The organism is Maribellus luteus, from assembly GCF_003576475.1.
Taxonomy (GTDB): Bacteria; Bacteroidota; Bacteroidia; order Bacteroidales; family Prolixibacteraceae; genus Draconibacterium; species Draconibacterium luteum.
The window spans coordinates 169750-186058 of the sequence record NZ_QWGR01000007.1 but is presented as its reverse complement, the minus strand read 5'-3'; the positions used below and the strand labels follow the sequence as shown (position 1 = coordinate 186058).

General features: G+C 43.9%; 13 protein-coding genes. 8 read left to right on the top strand and 5 right to left on the bottom strand.

What is annotated here, in order from left to right; all coding sequences use genetic code 11:
* Positions 1-4 precede the first annotated feature (4 nt).
* The 3 genes from D1614_RS13870 to D1614_RS13860 form a co-directional block, all read right to left on the bottom strand.
* Entirely contained in the window at positions 5-694 is a 690-nt protein-coding gene (locus D1614_RS13870; RefSeq protein ID WP_119438547.1) for an energy transducer TonB, read from the bottom strand.
* A 193-nt stretch (positions 695-887) separates the two neighbouring features.
* The gene (locus D1614_RS13865) at positions 888-1571 is read right to left on the bottom strand and encodes an energy transducer TonB (protein WP_119438546.1); all 684 of its coding nucleotides are present in this window, start codon (positions 1569-1571) and stop codon (positions 888-890) included.
* A 363-nt stretch (positions 1572-1934) separates the two neighbouring features.
* Entirely contained in the window at positions 1935-2705 is a 771-nt protein-coding gene (locus D1614_RS13860) for an amidohydrolase (protein ID WP_119438661.1), read from the bottom strand.
* Positions 2706-2934: 229 nt separating this feature from the next.
* Here D1614_RS13860 and D1614_RS13850 point away from each other — a divergent pair, with 229 nt between their 5' ends.
* Together D1614_RS13850 and D1614_RS13845 are read left to right on the top strand one after the other, a co-directional pair.
* Positions 2935-3861: a glutaminase gene (locus tag D1614_RS13850; protein WP_119438544.1), complete on the top strand. Its 927-nt coding sequence runs from the start codon at positions 2935-2937 to the stop codon at positions 3859-3861.
* A gap of 189 nt (positions 3862-4050) precedes the next feature.
* The gene (locus D1614_RS13845; RefSeq protein ID WP_119438543.1) at positions 4051-5319 is read left to right on the top strand and encodes a metallophosphoesterase; all 1269 of its coding nucleotides are present in this window, start codon (positions 4051-4053) and stop codon (positions 5317-5319) included.
* A gap of 73 nt (positions 5320-5392) precedes the next feature.
* Here D1614_RS13845 and D1614_RS13840 read toward each other — a convergent pair whose 3' ends face one another.
* Positions 5393-6997, bottom strand: coding sequence for a fumarate hydratase (locus tag D1614_RS13840; protein WP_119438542.1), 1605 nt, complete (start codon positions 6995-6997; stop codon positions 5393-5395).
* A gap of 314 nt (positions 6998-7311) precedes the next feature.
* Here D1614_RS13840 and D1614_RS13835 point away from each other — a divergent pair, with 314 nt between their 5' ends.
* From D1614_RS13835 to D1614_RS13825, 3 genes are all read left to right on the top strand, one after another.
* Positions 7312-9318 (top strand): sialate O-acetylesterase, encoded by a 2007-nt coding sequence (locus D1614_RS13835; RefSeq protein WP_119438541.1) that lies wholly within the window; start codon positions 7312-7314, stop codon positions 9316-9318.
* 88 nt (positions 9319-9406) lie between these two features.
* A complete protein-coding gene (locus tag D1614_RS13830; protein ID WP_119438540.1) occupies positions 9407-11815 on the top strand; it encodes a TonB-dependent receptor in 2409 nt (802 codons plus the stop codon).
* Positions 11816-12097: 282 nt separating this feature from the next.
* Entirely contained in the window at positions 12098-12916 is an 819-nt protein-coding gene (locus D1614_RS13825) for a PhzF family phenazine biosynthesis protein (RefSeq protein ID WP_241558112.1), read from the top strand.
* Here D1614_RS13825 and D1614_RS13820 read toward each other — a convergent pair.
* Positions 12906-14156, bottom strand: coding sequence for an outer membrane protein assembly factor BamB family protein (locus tag D1614_RS13820; protein WP_162304505.1), 1251 nt, complete (start codon positions 14154-14156; stop codon positions 12906-12908). The two genes, D1614_RS13825 and D1614_RS13820, sit on opposite strands and share 11 nt — an antisense overlap.
* A gap of 117 nt (positions 14157-14273) precedes the next feature.
* Here D1614_RS13820 and D1614_RS13815 point away from each other — a divergent pair, with 117 nt between their 5' ends.
* The 3 genes from D1614_RS13815 to D1614_RS13805 all read left to right on the top strand — a co-directional run bounded on the left by D1614_RS13815 (position 14274) and on the right by D1614_RS13805 (position 16284).
* Complete coding sequence (locus D1614_RS13815) at positions 14274-14981, top strand: class I SAM-dependent methyltransferase (RefSeq protein ID WP_119438538.1); 708 nt, start codon at positions 14274-14276, stop codon at positions 14979-14981.
* 159 nt (positions 14982-15140) lie between these two features.
* On the top strand, positions 15141-15371 hold the full coding sequence (locus tag D1614_RS13810; protein WP_119438537.1) for a hypothetical protein: 231 nt from the start codon (positions 15141-15143) through the stop codon (positions 15369-15371).
* Between the two features lie 103 nt (positions 15372-15474).
* Positions 15475-16284, top strand: coding sequence for an FRG domain-containing protein (locus D1614_RS13805; protein ID WP_119438536.1), 810 nt, complete (start codon positions 15475-15477; stop codon positions 16282-16284).
* Positions 16285-16309 lie beyond the last annotated feature (25 nt).

Below are 16309 nucleotides of genomic sequence, written 5' to 3'. Positions count from 1 at the left end.
TTTTCTACTGAAGCTGAAAATTAATTACAGCTGTGTAATAAACCTTTACAGGCTTCCCCCGCTGTTTCCCGGGTTTGAACTTAGGTAAACTGTTAATCACACGAAGGGCTTCGGCATCAAGCGAGCTATCTACCGGACGGGCAATTTCGGCATTAACGGCGCTGCCATCCTTATCTACCACAAACTTTACGTACACTTTCCCCTGAATTCCGTTTTCCTGTGCAATTACAGGATATTTTACCTGATCGCTGATGTATTTGTACAAAGCCCTGTCTCCTCCCGGAAACTCAGCCGGTTCTTCAATAATGTTGAAGAAGATTTCTTCCGCCACTTCTTCCTCTTCCTTTGTTTCGATAACCGGAGCCACGTTTATCACCGTGTTTTCATCGGCTTCGGTATCTTCAATTTCAAGGTCGTCTTCAATTTGCACTTCATCGTCAACAATGTTCAGCACTTCCACCACTCGTGGCGGCGGTGGCGGTGGCGGTGGTTGCGTTTGTGGCTCGCGGGTGATCGGGATAAATTCTTCTTCCACTGCCTGCGCTTCCAAAACCCCGAGCGATTCAGCCTTCGCGGGTTTGGTGGTCCACTCAAAAGCCAGCAAGGTAACGCCGAGGGCCACTACCAACCCAATCAAAAAGAGGGTGTTTCGTTTTCCCTCCAAATCAGCTTTTAACGTTTTTTTCTGTTCCATGATTTAATAATTACGGTTTAACAATACTCCGTTCAGTTTTGCAACCACTATAAACTAAATCAACTAAATACTGTGGCAGATCAGATTGAGACAAACATATAACTAATTGTTTAGTTTTCAAACTAATTTATTAGTTATATGTTTGAGAAATTAAATACAAATAAGTTAAATAAAAGATTATTAATAAGATAGTTTATTGCAACTGGAAGTTAATAACGGCTGTATAGTATACCTTAACGGTCCTTCCGCCTTGTTTAGCAGGTCTGAAACGAGGTAAGCTTTCAATTACGCGTATGGCTTCCGCATCAAGCGAAGCATCGCCGGCACGCCCCACTGTTACGTTGATTGCATCGCCGTTTTCATCCACCACAAAGTTTACATAAACTTTTCCCTGTACCCCGTTTTCCTGGGCAATGATGGGGTAGTTCACATGATCGCTGATGTATTTGTACAAGGCACGCTCGCCACCCGGAAATTCGGCAGGTACTTCAACTGTGTTCACAAAAATCTGTTCTTCAGGCTTATCTGCCGGAACCGTAGGAAACACAGGTAAATCAACAATTACAGGATCACCCGGCTCTCCTAAATCGAAGATTGGATCTTCAGCTATGGCAATTTCGTCGGGAATAATGTTGATGAGCTCAATAACCTTAGGCTTCTCCGGTTCCGGAGCTTGTTCTTTGGGCTCTTTTAGAATAGGGGGAATTTCATCTTCCACGAAATAAACAGGAGTTCCGCCTTGTAGTTCGGCTTTTCGGGGTTTGGAAGTCCATTCAAATGCTGTAAAAACCAGCCCCAATGCAACTACCAACCCAATGAGAAAGAAGGTGTTTCGTTTTCCTTCCAAATCTGCTTTCAAAGATTTTTTTCGTTCCATGATTCTTAAAAATTTGGTTTAACAATACTTTTACCGCTCAGTTTGTTATACCCTCTTTTCAAATCACTCCAACACTCACAAATGGTGTATTAACATAAACCTGTAAGGAAGAATGACTGACTCACGAAAAAAATAACTTGAATTGAACTGATGATTTCCTGACTTTAAATTTAGCAGGCACTTTCAATTTAAACACTTTTTAACAATAACTGTGCCGTGCTTGGGTGCGCATGATTCTGAAAAAGAATTTAAGAAAACTTGCCATAAAGAAGGCTAATGAAGTTTATGAAGCTACATATGACCGGTTAAGATTGGTTGCTGGCAGTCCTTTGTAATCACAAGCAATTGCAAAAAGAATTACACTTACGCTTCTATTTTAAAGCTATCCCGGTCATCAAGTAAAGGAAAGCTTTTTCGAAACTTGTGAAGATCATCGTACGAAATCTCAAACGTCTGCACACTTTCTTCTTCGGGCAGAAAATCGGCAAAGCCTTTGGGCGAAATGCACGCTGAATTTCCAAGGTAACTCAATCCGGCGCCGTCAGACCCCGAGCGGTTTACACCGATACAATAACATTGATTTTCGATGGCACGCGCCACCAGCAGGTTTTTCCACACATGATGTCGTGGCGATGGCCAGTTAGCCACATAAATCAACACATCGTAGTCTTCTGTGTTGCGCGCCCACACCGGAAAACGAAGATCGTAGCAAATCAGGGGGCAAAACTTCCATCCCTTGTATTCCACAATCGTTTTCGAGCGTCCGGCCGCATAATGAAGGTGCTCCTTCCCCATTGTATACAAATGCCGTTTATCGTAGCTCATTGCTTTTCCATCCGGAAAAACCCAAATGGCCCGGTTGTAAGTCAGGCCTTGGTCTTCAATTATCACGCTCCCAACCACTGATGCATTCTTCCCGGCTGCCAGCTTCTTCATCCAATCGATTGTTGGGCCGTCCATTGGCTCTCGTAACTTTTGCGGATTCATGGAAAAACCAGTCGTAAACATTTCGGGCAGCACAATCACGTCTGTTTGAATATATCCGTCAAGCAAACGAGAATATTTTTCCAGGTTGGCTGCTGTATCTTCCCAAATAATGTTGGGTTGAACGATGGTTATTTTTAGGTTTTCCATGGTATTTATTTTATCCACTGCTCTCTTTATTTATGATAATCGAAACTCCGGATACGCTGTTCAACTGGCAGAACAAGTTCAACGTGCAAATTAGCTATTATTCGGGTATTCCTTCTTATTTTCGTCCAAATCCCGACAAAACTCATAATTCACAAGCACTGTGCTTTTTATCTTCACCTCCGTTAATCAGGGAAAAAACTGCGCGGCATCGTGCAAGAACAAAAACAGAATGACCACAAGAATTGATTACGGCGCCATCATCAACGAGATATTTGAAGCGGTTAAAAACGAAGAAAATACAGGCGAAGTGGCCCAGTATATACCAGAGTTATCGGGGGTTGATCCGGAGAAATTCGGAGTTTATCTTACCACTCTTTACGGCAAAGGCTTTGGAACCGGCGATTGGGAGACGCGTTTTTCCATCCAAAGTATTTCAAAGGTTCTGTCGCTGAGCCTTGCTTACAGTATTTTGGGCGACAAAATATGGGAACGCGTGGGTGTTGAGCCGTCGGGAACACCCTTCAATTCGCTCATCCAGCTGGAAACCGATAACGGTATTCCGCGTAACCCGCTGATCAACGGAGGTGCACTGGTAATTTGCGATATGCTCATTAGCGAACTCAAGGATGCTCCGATTGATTTTCTGGCCTTCGTGCGCAAACTGAGCGGAAATCCTGATCTGGAGTATTCTGCCGGAATTGCCCGTTCTGAAAAGTCGGTGGGCTACCGGAATATTGCGCTTTGCAACTTTATCAAATCGTATGGCAACATCCGGAACGAACCTGACAAAGTACTGGATTTCTATTTTAACATGTGTTCGCTCGAAATGAACTGCCGCGAACTGACTCAAACTTTCATGTACCTGGTGGATACGCATCATGTGACCAGTAACAGTGCCACTTTGCTTAGCATGAGCCAAACCAAACGCTTAAATGCCCTGATGCAAACCTGTGGATTTTATGACGAATCGGGTGAGTTCTCGTTTAAGGTAGGATTGCCCGGGAAAAGTGGTGTTGGTGGTGGCATTGTGGCCATTCATCCCGAAAATTACTGCATTGCCGTGTGGAGCCCGAAACTCAACCTTAAAGGAAATTCGTACCGCGGCATGAAGTTTCTGGAATTGTTCACCACCCGCACCGAACTATCGATATTTTAACCCAACGAGGCTTGCGTGAAAACGAACCGAAGCAATGTTTCCTGTTTGTTATTTGTCATTCATCAAAATACAGGAATAGTGCGTGTTCGTAACAACATTTTCAGAATAAACCTGTTTTTAGCAGTGTAATAGTATGTAGATTTAAAAGTTGAACCGTTTGAATCGCTAACCGAAAAGAATTACCTGTAAATGAGAGCCAGTATATTTTTATTGATTCCCCTGCTTATTTTTATGTTGCTCGTCGACTTTTATACCTGGCGCGGCATAAAACCACTGATCGCCCGGATACGGATGAATCGGATTAAGTTATTGTTAACCACAACCTTCTGGGGAATTTCAATGTTAATTTTCGCAAGTTTTGTTGTGTTTATGCTGGGTATCAAGCACGTAAAACAATCGGAAGCATACCTTTACGCCGGATACCTGGTGGCAGGTTTTGCGCTCTTTTATTTTCCAAAGTTTGTGTTTATTGTCTTTGTACTGATGAATGACATTCAGTTGGGTGTCCGAAAAATAGTTGGCTGGTTAAAAAAGAGTGCCAACAAAAAGGAAACAAAAGTTTATACGGGGAGAAAAATGGGGAGATCAGAATTTTTGTACCAAATGGGGCTGGCTTTGGCAGCCATTCCTTTTGCCTCTATTCTGTACGGAGTTACAAAAGGAAAATTCAATTTCAGGGTAATGCGTGAGAAAATCCGCTTCGAAAACCTTCCGGCTTCGTTTAGAGGATTGAAAATCGTTCATATTTCCGATATGCACCTAGGCAGTTTTAACCGAAAGTTTGAACAGGTTGCCAAAGCAGTGGAACTGATCAACGAGCAGGAACCCGACCTGATTCTTTTTACCGGTGACTTGGTCAATAATTTTGCTGAAGAAACCAACGACTGGGCGCCCGTTCTTGCTCAGATGAAAGCCAACCTGGGGAAATATTCGATTTTGGGAAATCACGATTACGGCGATTACTCCGAATGGAAATCACCTGCAGAAAAGGCCAAAAACCTGGCAGCAATCAAAGGTTTTCATAAAGAAATGGGCTTTCGGCTACTGCTAAACGAATCAGAAACCATTCGAATTGACGGGGAAGAGATTGCATTGATTGGCGTAGAAAATTGGGGAAAACCACCCTTCCCGCAACACGGAGATTTAAAGAAAGCAACGGCTGAAACGGATGCGAACCAATTTAAACTGTTAATGAGCCATGATCCTTCGCACTGGGATGCCGAGGTTTTGGATAAAACCAACATTGATCTGACTTTTTCGGGGCACACACACGGAATGCAGTTTGGAATCGAACGTGCCGGAATCAAATGGAGCCCCGTTCAGTACAAATATCCGCGCTGGGGAGGCCTGTACAAAGAAAGCAAGCAATACCTGTATGTGAACCGGGGTTTTGGCTACATCGGTTTTCCGGGAAGAATTGGAATGCCTCCCGAGATTACGGTAATAGAGTTAGCCTGAAAAAATTTGCAAGCAAAAAAAGAACCGTTCTCTTTATAAGGAGAACGGTTCTTTTTTTATATCAGTTCAGAATTTACAGCGCTTTAAAGAAGTCTTTCCCTTTATCATCCACAATAATAAAAGCAGGGAAATTCTCTACTTTGATTTTGCGAACAGCTTCCATCCCCAATTCAGGGAAATCTACTACTTCAACTGATTTTATGCTGTTTTTCGCCAGAATTGCAGCCGGTCCGCCAATCGACCCCAGGTAGAAACCTCCGTGTTTTTTGCAGGCATCGGTAACAGCCTGTGAGCGATTGCCTTTGGCCAGCATAATCATTGAACCACCGTGATCCTGGAATTCATCCACATACGGGTCCATACGTCCTGCAGTGGTAGGTCCAAAACTTCCGGAAGCCATGCCTTTTGGTGTTTTGGCAGGCCCAGCATAATACACCGGATGATTTTTGAAATATTCCGGCATTGGTTGACCTTCATCCAGCATTTTTTTGATTTGTGCATGCGCAATATCGCGGGCAACAATCAAAGTACCGTTCAAATTCAGGCGGGTTTTGATCGGGTATTTGGTAAGTTCTTTCAGCACTTCTTCCATCGGACGATCGAGGTCGATATCCACTGCCGGTTGCATAGCCGGAGCTTTCGATGGCAGGAAGCGCGCCGGATTTTTCTCCAGTTGTTCCAGGAAGATTCCGTCTTCAGTAATTTTTGCCTTGATGTTGCGGTCGGCACTACAGCTCACCCCCAGTCCCACCGGGCAAGATGCTGCGTGACGTGGCAAACGAATCACTTTTACATCGTGTACAAAATACTTTCCGCCAAACTGAGCACCCACGCCACTCTCCTGGCAAATTTTTGTCACTTTTTCTTCCCACTCCAGATCACGGAAAGCTTGTCCGCCTTCGTTTCCTTCAGTCGGCAAATGATCGAAATAACCCGCCGAAGCTTTTTTCACGGCAGCCAGTGTAGCTTCAGCCGAAGTTCCGCCAATTACCAGTGCCAGGTGATAAGGAGGACAAGCAGAAGTACCCAAATCCATGATCTTATCCTTTACAAATTTGGTCAGGTTTTCTTCGGTCAGCAACGATTTGGTTTGCTGGTACAAGTAGGTTTTATTTCCCGAACCACCACCTTTGGTCAGAAACAGAAATTCGTATTTATTACCCTGCTCAGCATAAATATCGATCTGTGCCGGCAAGTTGGTTCCTGTATTTTTCTCTTCAAACATGGTGAAAGGAACGACCTGCGAATAGCGAAGGTTTCTTTCGTCGTAAGTTTCATATATACCTTTTGACAAATGTTCGGCATCGTTGGCCCCGGTAAAAACGTTTTCCCCTTTTTTCCCAAGTACAATGGCCGTTCCAGTGTCCTGGCAGGTTGGAAGTTCGCCTTCGGCCGACACTGCCTGGTTCATCAACATTGTGTGCGCCACAAAGCGGTCGTTATCGGTTGCTTCCGGATCTTCCAGAATTTTGGCCAGTTTTTCAAGATGAGCAGCACGCAGGTAAAAAGAAACATCAGTAAACGCCTCTTTTGCCAATACTTCCAGCGCTTTTGGCTCCACCTTTAAAATCTTACGCCCGTCCACTTCAACCGTAGAAACATAATCTTTGGTAATCAAGCGGTATTCAGTATCGTCTTTTAAAATCGGAAATGGTTTTTGATATTTAAAATCTGCCATGGTAAAATCGGTTTAAAATGAAATTTCTTCAAAGATAAAACTATTCGTTGGTTTGTCTTTCTTTTAAACTTTTACTGACCATAAATTTAAAATAAATCAAGGAACACAATCTACGTTTGTGGAAATCGCCGGTTATAGACGAGAGCCCTCTACTACTGATTTGTTCTGCTCTTCGCACAGCCGGATATCTGGACTGAATTGCCTCCAAAAAGTTACGTCAACTAAAAGCGAATCATCTTCTTTTGGCAGAATATTTCCGCATTGGTTTCATTCATTTTAATTAGATTTGGCAAAACTTAAACCATCTCATAACAATGAAACAGAATAAACACCTGATCCTTCTGGCCTTCTTATTTTTTGTACTTAGCGCCAGCAGTGAGGTAAAAATGCCGCGTATTTTCAGCTCAAACATGGTGCTTCAGCAAGGAATTGAGATTCCTGTTTGGGGATGGGCAAGTGCGAATGAAAAGATAACTGTCATTCTCACTAAAACAGCTTCTCGCGAAGATTCATTAACGGGAGCAAAAGTATCAATGACCAGTATAGTGGCGTCTGCAAAAACAAAAACAGGAGAAAATGGAAAATGGATGATAAAACTTCCGGCACAAAACTATGGCGGGCCATTTACGCTGAGAATAAAAGGCGAGAACACGATCACTTTTGATAATGTGATGATTGGCGAAGTTTGGGTTTGCTCCGGCCAGTCGAACATGGAATGGAGCCTTCGAAACACCAATAATGCAGAAGAAGAAATAAAAACAGCCACACATCCGAATATCCGGCTTTTTACCGTACCTAAACGAGTGGAACAATCACCAAAAGACGACCTGGAAGGCGGGGAATGGCTCGAATGTTCTCCGAAAACCATCCCTACTTTTTCTGCCGTTGCCTATTTATTCGGACGCGAGCTTAGTGACAAACTGAATGTTCCCATCGGATTGATCCATACATCGTGGGGCGGAACAGTGGCCGAAACCTGGACCAGCGAACAAACCATAAAAAATGATCCTGATTTAAACGAGCCTTTGGCCAAATTACAAGCACTTGATCTGGACACGTATCGCGAAGAAAAAATAGCTTCCCTCAAAAAAATACTGGGTGGAGAAATCCCTGAAAAGGATCTGGGCATGCAAAACGGCAAAGCAGTTTGGGCTGCACCTGATTTTGATGACAAAGACTGGGGAACCATTCCAACACCGGGGCTGTGGGAAGAACAAGGCTATACCGATATTGACGGAATTGCGTGGTACAGGACCGTAGTGAACTTAACAGCTGACCAAATCAAAAAAGATCTGACGTTGCACCTGGCCAAGATCGATGATTCGGATATTGCGTTTGTAAATGGCAGCAAAGTGGGGCAAAGTCTTCAGTACAACACAGACAGAATTTATCCGGTTAAGAAAGAATACCTAAAACCGGGACGTAATGTGATAAGCATTCGCGTGGAAGATACCGGCGGTGGCGGAGGTATTTACGGAGATGCCCGGGAACTTTACCTGACTGATGGAGAAAACCAAATTAATATTGTCGGAAACTGGAAATTTAAAATTTCAAAAGCCACAATAGGCAGCTTTAACATTGGCCCCAACTCCTATCCTACTTTGCTGTACAACGGCATGATAAACGCACTTATTCCATACGCCATAAAAGGCGCCATCTGGTACCAGGGCGAATCAAACGCTGGCCGGGCCATGCAATACAGAAGAGTATTTAAAAACCTGATCACCGATTGGAGAACTCACTGGGGGCAAGGAGATTTTCCCTTCCTCTATGTTTCGCTCGCAAATTTCAGACAGCCCGTTGATCTTCCTTCAGAAAGCCAATGGGCTGAACTTCGCGAAGCACAAACCATGACACTCCGGCTTCCGAACACCGGAATGGCCATGGCGATCGATATTGGCGAAGCCGACGATATTCATCCGCGCAACAAGCAGGACGTTGGGAAACGACTGGCATTAAATGCATTTAAAATTGCCTATCAGATGGATGTAGTTAACTCGGGGCCCATATACCAATCGGTAGAATTCGCTGATGGAAAAGCCATCATTACTTTTTCGGAAACCGGAACAGGACTGGTGGCCAAAGATAAATACGGGTATGTAAATGCCTTTTCGCTGGCGGGAGCGGACCGTAAGTTTTATTGGGCAAAAGCCAAAATTATCGACGGGAATAAAGTGGAAGTAAGCTGCCATGAAGTAAAAAATCCGGTTGCTGTGCGCTTTGCCTGGGCTGATAACCCCGACGATCTGAATTTGTACAACAATGAAGGTCTGCCAGCAGTTCCATTTCGAACCGACGACTGGCCGGGCGTAACAAAATAGACGAGACAATTAAATTTTTAGACCTTCCTTCACAATTAATTTATCAATAAGAAGTTGATAATAAAACCTGATTTGTAGATTTGCGCCTATGAAGCACCTATATTCTATTCTCTGCCTTCTTCTAGTGGCTTTTACAGCCCTGGGCCAAAGCAACAATGCAACGCTAAAAGGAACGCTGAAAGACACCAAGGGAGTTCCGCTCGACATGGTGAATATTGTTATTAAAGAGTATCCTACGCTGGGTACAACCACCACTGCGCGCGGGGAATTTTTGTTGCGTATTCCGGCGCAAAAACACTTAACCATTGTATTTTCGTCGTTGGGCTATCAAACATTTCAGGATTCGGTTTATGCCAAACCTGAAGAGACAGTCATCAAAGAAATTGTGATGCCCGAACAAAACCTGGAACTGGCCGAGATTGTGGTAAAAGAGCAACGACGCAACGGCGGCAACCTAACCAGCATCGATCCGAGGGTGATCAATATCATCCCCAATGCTTCAGGGGCTTTGGAAACCATGCTAAAAACCTTACCGGGCGTTTCATCCAACAACGAATTAAGTTCGCAATACACCGTGCGTGGCGGAAATTTTGATGAAAACCTGGTGTATGTAAACGACGTGGAGGTTTACCGCCCGTTTCTGGTACGTTCGGGGCAACAGGAAGGACTCAGTTTTATCAACAGCGATATGGTTTCCACCATCGATTTTTCGGCCGGTGGCTTTAATGCAAAATACGGCGACAAAATGTCGTCGGTGCTCGATATTAAATACAAAAAACCAAGCGATTTTAAAGGATCGGCAACCGCAAGCATGCTGGGTGCTTCCGCTCATTTCGAAGATGTGGCTTTGAAAGGAAAGCTTTCACATATTTCCGGGATTCGTTTTAAGACCAACAGATACCTGTTGGGGAGCCTTGATGAACAAGGCGAATACAATCCAAATTTTCTGGATTTTCAGACTTACATTAGCTACCAGGTTTCGGAAAAGCTAGATGTTTCATTTTTAGGAAACATTGCTCAAAACCAGTATAATTTTATTCCTCAAACACGCGAGACCACCTTTGGAACCTGGCAAAACCCGTTGAATACCAAGATTTATTTTAGCGGACAGGAAGAAGATGTCTTTAAAACCTATCTGGGCGCGGTAACTTTTAACTACCATCCGTCAGTGAACCTGAACCTGAAATTTATTGCTTCGGCGTATCATGCCAAAGAAGAAGAAACCTACGACATTCAGGGGCAGTATTACCTCAACCAGCTGGAGCGCAACATGGCTTCGGGCGATTTTGGCGACAGCGTACTAAATCTGGGGGTTGGAACGTTTCTGAACCATGCCCGCAACTACCTCGATGCCACAGTTTACAGCATCTCGCACAAGGGAGCTTTTAATTCGGAGAATCACCTGTTAAACTGGGGAATAAAATACCAGCATGAAAAAATTGAAGACAAGCTGAACGAATGGATCTATCGTGATTCTGCGGGCTATTCTATTCCTTATTCCGATTCAGAAGTGCTGCTGTATTACACACTGAATGCCAAAAACAAGCTGAGTTCAAACCGAGTTACGGGTTACATTCAGGATACCTGGAGTGTTCCTGTAAAAAGTGGCGACTTATACCTGACGGGAGGAGTTCGTTTTAACTATTGGGATTTTAACGATGAGTTGCTGATCAGTCCGAGGATGACACTGAGTTATTACCCTGAGTGGGAAAAGAAAATGTCGTTTCGCTTATCGGCCGGAATGTATCACCAGTCACCTTTCTTCAAGGAGCTTAAAAACAGCGACGGCAGCATTAATTACAATTCTAAGGCTCAAAAATCGTTTCAGATTGTTGGAGGAAGCGACCTGATTTTTTCGGCCTGGGACCGCCCGTTCCGCTTCACCACCGAAGCCTACTATAAATACATGAGTCACCTTGTTCCCTACCAGGTCGACAATGTGCGGATTCGTTATTTGGGCGAACAGGAAGCGACCGGTTATGCCACCGGGCTTGATATGAAAGTAAACGGTGAATTTGTGAGCGGCTTGCAATCGTGGGCCAGTCTTTCCTTTCTGCAAACCAAAGAAGATGTAAAAGGCGACGGTCATGGTATGATTCCCCGTCCTACCGACCAGTGGATGAATTTCAGCCTTTTCTTCCAGGACTATCTTCCGGGAAATCCCAGCTACCGCATGCAGTTATCGGGCTTTTACGGCGCACGTCTACCTGCCGGACCACCCAACGGCGAACGTTACCAGGATGTGTTCAGAATGCCCTCGTACCGGCGTATCGACCTGGGATTTTCGAAAGTGTTTATCAGTACTGCCCAACCAAGCGAAGCTCCGTTTTTCAAACACATTACCGACATGTGGCTGAGCCTCGAAGTATTCAACGTACTCGACATCAACAATACGATTTCTTATTTCTGGGTTTCGAGTATTTACGGCGATCAGTTTGCCGTCCCCAATTACCTGACTGGCAGAAAATTCAATTTAAAACTAACCCTTAAGTTTTAGCATCTTAAACAGGTACAATCAACTTTATAAAGCTTGAAAGGATTAAAGAGATTGATGAGTTTGATTCCATTCTTCTTAATCTTTTCCGGCTGTCATGCCTGAGCCTACAAAACAAAAGTGTTAATTGTTGAAAATGTTGATTTTCAAAAAGTAGAACACCACGTTTGATCCTCGTTGCTGAGAAATTAAAGTAAAAAGAGCCCTTCCCCACTCCACATTTCCGTAATTCAATAATAATTAATAAGTTGCATAACTTTTTAGAACAAAGTAACTGTTGCAGCGATGAAATCAGAAACATTAAAACATCTTCCTCAGAAGATAAGCCTCCCTGTTTTTCAGGTAGATGCCTTTGCAAGCCAGGTTTTTTCAGGGAACCCGGCCGCTGTTGTTCCCCTTAAAGCATGGTTACCCGACGAAATCCTGCAAAAAATTGCGCAGGAAAACAATCTTTCCGAAACGGCTTTCTTTTGTGAAAGTGGTGACGGATTTGAAATTCGCTGGTTCACACCGCTCGTAGAGGTTGATCTTTGCGGGCATGCAACGCTGGCTTCGGCCCATGTTCTTTTCAATCATCTTGGGTATCCCAAAAAGGAAATCGCGTTTGAATCGCGAAGCGGTACATTGCGTGTCAGCAATAACGATAGCCTGATTTTACTTGATTTTCCAAGCTCTCCCATCGAAGAAATACCGATGCCGGCGGCCATAAAAGGAGCCTTTAATATCAATCCAAAATCGTGCATAAGAGGACGCAATGATCTGATGCTGATTTTTGAAGACGAAGATGACGTTGTAAAATTAAAACCCGATTTCGACTGGTTGGTGCAAGCGCAAACCCGTGGGGTAGTTTGTACTGCAGCCTCAAAAGAATTCGATTTTGTTTCGCGTTTTTTTGCACCCGCTGTCGGCATTAACGAAGACCCCGTTACCGGCTCAGCACATACGATACTGATTCCCTATTGGGCACAACAACTTGAAAAAACAGAAATGGTCGCCAAGCAGGTTTCCCAACGAGGCGGTATTTTATATTGCCGGCACTTAAACGAACGGGTGGAAATCGGCGGGAAAGCGGTTACCTTTTTACAGGGTGAAATTACGCTTTAGCCTTGATGTTGTAAGCCATTAACGAATCGCCGTGGCGCACATACAAAACGCCGTTGTGAATCACCAAATGTGCCCAATGTTCAGCTGTTCCCATCGGAACGCTAAAACGGCTGATTATTTCAAATCCTTCTTCAGGATCAGCTTTTGCCAAAGCCACTTCTCCTTCGCGCTCGGCATAGCAATAAAAGCGCTTATCTGCATAAATAACTGACCCGCCCCCAAATTCCTTGTTCTGATTCAAGGTTTCTCCTGTGTTCCAGTTAATCACCTGCCAGTCTTTTTTCAGGTACGACGAGCCATACAAACAGGTATCCATCTGAATAAGACCTCCCATCAGATTAATGAACTTATTATTCCGCCACACTTCAGAAACACTTTTCCCGTCCTCTGCCAACTGAAACTGCACCATGCCCGAATTCTTTGTTCGACCGGCAGTAACCACCAAAATTTTCCCATCGGCATACAAGGGCGTGTTGGCATGAATCCGGTTTTGCTGCACCTGCTCCACGCGCCAGTATTTTTCACCGGTTTTTGCATCAATTCCCATAACCGATTCTGAAGTCATCGCAACGACTAGTTTTAAGCCGTTGTGCTCAATTAAAATGGGCGAATTGTAAGTAGCGATTTCACCTTCACCCGGGCAGCTCCAAATTGTTTCGCCGGTGAAGCGGTTCAACGCAACCACGTTATTCTCCTTCCCTCCCGGAACACAAATCAGTTGATCGCCATCGATTAAAACCGACTCAGAATACCCAAACTGGATCACCGAATCAACACCAAAATCCTTTATAAAATCTTTGGCCCATATTTCTTCGCCGGTTTCGGTATCCAAACAATAAACCGCTCCCATTCCGCTTTCAATGTAAATACGGTCGTCAACCACCACTGGCGCAGAACGTGTTCCGTGAAAATTCAGACTAAAATCCTTCCCGTATTCTTTTTCATACAGCCGGGTTCCCTGTGTATCAAAAACAAACAGTGCCCCCATGGAAGCAATCGTATCTTTCAACCCCGTAACAAAAACACGATCGCCAATAACCGCAACCGAACTATGGCCGTAGCCTAATCCGTTGGCCGACCAAAGCAAGTCAGGACCTTCATCCGGCCATTTTTGCATCAGGCCTTTTTCCATGTAAATGCCGTCACGGTTGGGGCCCCGCCAATCTGAAATTTTAGCTTGTTTTTGACACGAAGCCATTATAAATGGGAATAGAAGAATCGGGAAAAAGAAATACTTCATTGTTTTGGTTTTTGTAAGAAGTGCCAAATTTATATTTATCAAAGGATTTGTATCTTCGCGGTGGTCAGAAATTACAGTCTGTACCCGATAAAATTCAGCATTAAACATTTTGCATTGATGAACGATCCGTTTGGCACAGCCATAAAAGAGTATTTTGAAAAGGGAAAAGCCCCTGACCTCGTGGTAAATTCAAACTACACCGAAGATGAAAACATCCCGGTTTCTTATTTTTTCAGAAATGCAAATGAGATGCCTGAATTGGAAAAAAAGGCTTTGCAATTATGCCGGGGCAGCATTCTGGATGTGGGAGCCGCAGCCGGTTGTCATGCGCTTGTACTTCAAAACAACCAACAGGATGTAACTGCGCTTGAACAATCGGAACTGGCTGTGGAGGTAATGAAAACCCGGGGCATTAGAAAAACCATCGTATCCGACATTTACAAATTTGAAGGAGCGCAATTCGACACCATTCTGTTGCTGATGAACGGTGCCGGAATTGGAGGCACCGTAAACGGATTAAAAAAGTTGCTTTTTCATTTAAAACCTTTGCTGAACGAGGGGGGACAGATTCTGATAGATTCCTCCAACATAAAATATCTTTTTGAAGAAGAAGACGGTTCGATGTGGATCGACCTGTCAAACGATGGGTATTACGGTGAAATGGAGTACGAAGTGTTGTTCCGAAATATCAAGTCAGCATTCGACTGGCTCTTCATCGATTTCAACTTATTGCAAAAAACAGCCATGGAAACCGGTTTTAAATGTGAACAGATGTTTGAAGGTGAACATTACGATTATTTGGCCAAACTTGAGATATATAAGTGATTTCCTCCTGATTGACAATGCATTTTAATCCTTAAAATTTTCATTTCGTAGAAAAAAACGTGTCGTTTGCAGAAAAACGGGCTTTGTTCACCGAAATGATTTCTCACTTTTAAGTGATTTACATAATTTGCATGAGAAATTCGAAAACAGAAATCGACAATGAAAACAATCATCCTTATCTCTTCCATCTTTTATATCCTCGGATTAAAAATCAGCAATAAGTTCGATTTCGTAAAAAGAACTACCCCTGTGGAAAAGATAATTGTTCACAAAGCCCAACCTGCTACACCGGAAAAAGCAATTGATTACAAGGAAGCTGAAGCCGACAAACCGGCCACAGATACGGTAAACGGTGGTTGCCCTACGGATAAAATACTTGAAAAAGAATAACCATTCGAAGAACAGACGAATATTTCATTACTCACATTGAGTGACCAAAGGGGATGTTTCATCCCCTTTTTTAGTACCTTGGGAAGAGTTAAATCTTTAACCGATGAATTGCAAAATCACCTCCAACGATATCAGAATTTCGAGCTGGGATCAGTTGGTCAACGAAGTATACCACGATTCATGGAAGCCGGAAATGGGCCGCTTCAGAAGCGATTATGCGTTCCGGGGGCTGTCGGATTGCCAATACCAGCTGGAAAACAGTTTTCTCCGGAATTGCGGACTTCGTCCCGAACTCGAATACCACATTCTTCGCAATTTCAGAAAGTATGCCCGCACCGAAGAAAGTCACCAAACCAGCACACAACTTCGTGCTTTGGTACTGGCGCAACACCATGGCCTGTCTACCAGACTTCTAGACTGGACTTATTCGCCTTTTGTTGCCATGCACTTTGCCACGGCCAATACGGAAAAGTTCGACATTGACGGAGTGATTTGGCAGGTGGACTTTGTTAAAGTAAACGAACAAATTCCCCGCCCCCTTAAAGTTTTGCTCGACTACGAAAAATGCAACGTTTTTACGGTTGAATTGCTTGAATCAGAAATACCTTCGGTACAAAAGCTGGATGAAATAATCGGTGCCGGTCATGTTTTGTTTTTTGAACCACCATCGCTGGACGACCGCATTGTAAACCAGTTTGCCTTGTTTTCGATTATGACAAGCCCGACCGCCATTTTGGACGATTGGCTGGTAAAACATCCCGAAGTGTACCGGCGCATCATTATTCCGGCAGCATTAAAATGGGAAATACGCGACAAACTCGACCAGGCCAACATAACTGAAAGAGTTCTTTTCCCTGGCCTGGACGGACTGGCGCGTTGGCTAAAACGTCATTATCAACCTAAAATCCACTAATTTGTTATCTTTAGTGAGAGTGAAA

Coding starts and splice junctions, on each gene's coding strand:
- D1614_RS13870 (WP_119438547.1), bottom strand. CDS start 694: ATGGAACAGAAAAAAACGTTAAAAGCTGATTTGGAGGGAAAACGAAAC.
- D1614_RS13865 (WP_119438546.1), bottom strand. CDS start 1,571: ATGGAACGAAAAAAATCTTTGAAAGCAGATTTGGAAGGAAAACGAAAC.
- D1614_RS13860 (WP_119438661.1), bottom strand. CDS start 2,705: ATGGAAAACCTAAAAATAACCATCGTTCAACCCAACATTATTTGGGAA.
- D1614_RS13850 (WP_119438544.1), top strand. CDS start 2,935: ATGACCACAAGAATTGATTACGGCGCCATCATCAACGAGATATTTGAA.
- D1614_RS13845 (WP_119438543.1), top strand. CDS start 4,051: ATGAGAGCCAGTATATTTTTATTGATTCCCCTGCTTATTTTTATGTTG.
- D1614_RS13840 (WP_119438542.1), bottom strand. CDS start 6,997: ATGGCAGATTTTAAATATCAAAAACCATTTCCGATTTTAAAAGACGAT.
- D1614_RS13835 (WP_119438541.1), top strand. CDS start 7,312: ATGAAACAGAATAAACACCTGATCCTTCTGGCCTTCTTATTTTTTGTA.
- D1614_RS13830 (WP_119438540.1), top strand. CDS start 9,407: ATGAAGCACCTATATTCTATTCTCTGCCTTCTTCTAGTGGCTTTTACA.
- D1614_RS13825 (WP_241558112.1), top strand. CDS start 12,098: ATGAAATCAGAAACATTAAAACATCTTCCTCAGAAGATAAGCCTCCCT.
- D1614_RS13820 (WP_162304505.1), bottom strand. CDS start 14,156: ATGAAGTATTTCTTTTTCCCGATTCTTCTATTCCCATTTATAATGGCT.
- D1614_RS13815 (WP_119438538.1), top strand. CDS start 14,274: ATGAACGATCCGTTTGGCACAGCCATAAAAGAGTATTTTGAAAAGGGA.
- D1614_RS13810 (WP_119438537.1), top strand. CDS start 15,141: ATGAAAACAATCATCCTTATCTCTTCCATCTTTTATATCCTCGGATTA.
- D1614_RS13805 (WP_119438536.1), top strand. CDS start 15,475: ATGAATTGCAAAATCACCTCCAACGATATCAGAATTTCGAGCTGGGAT.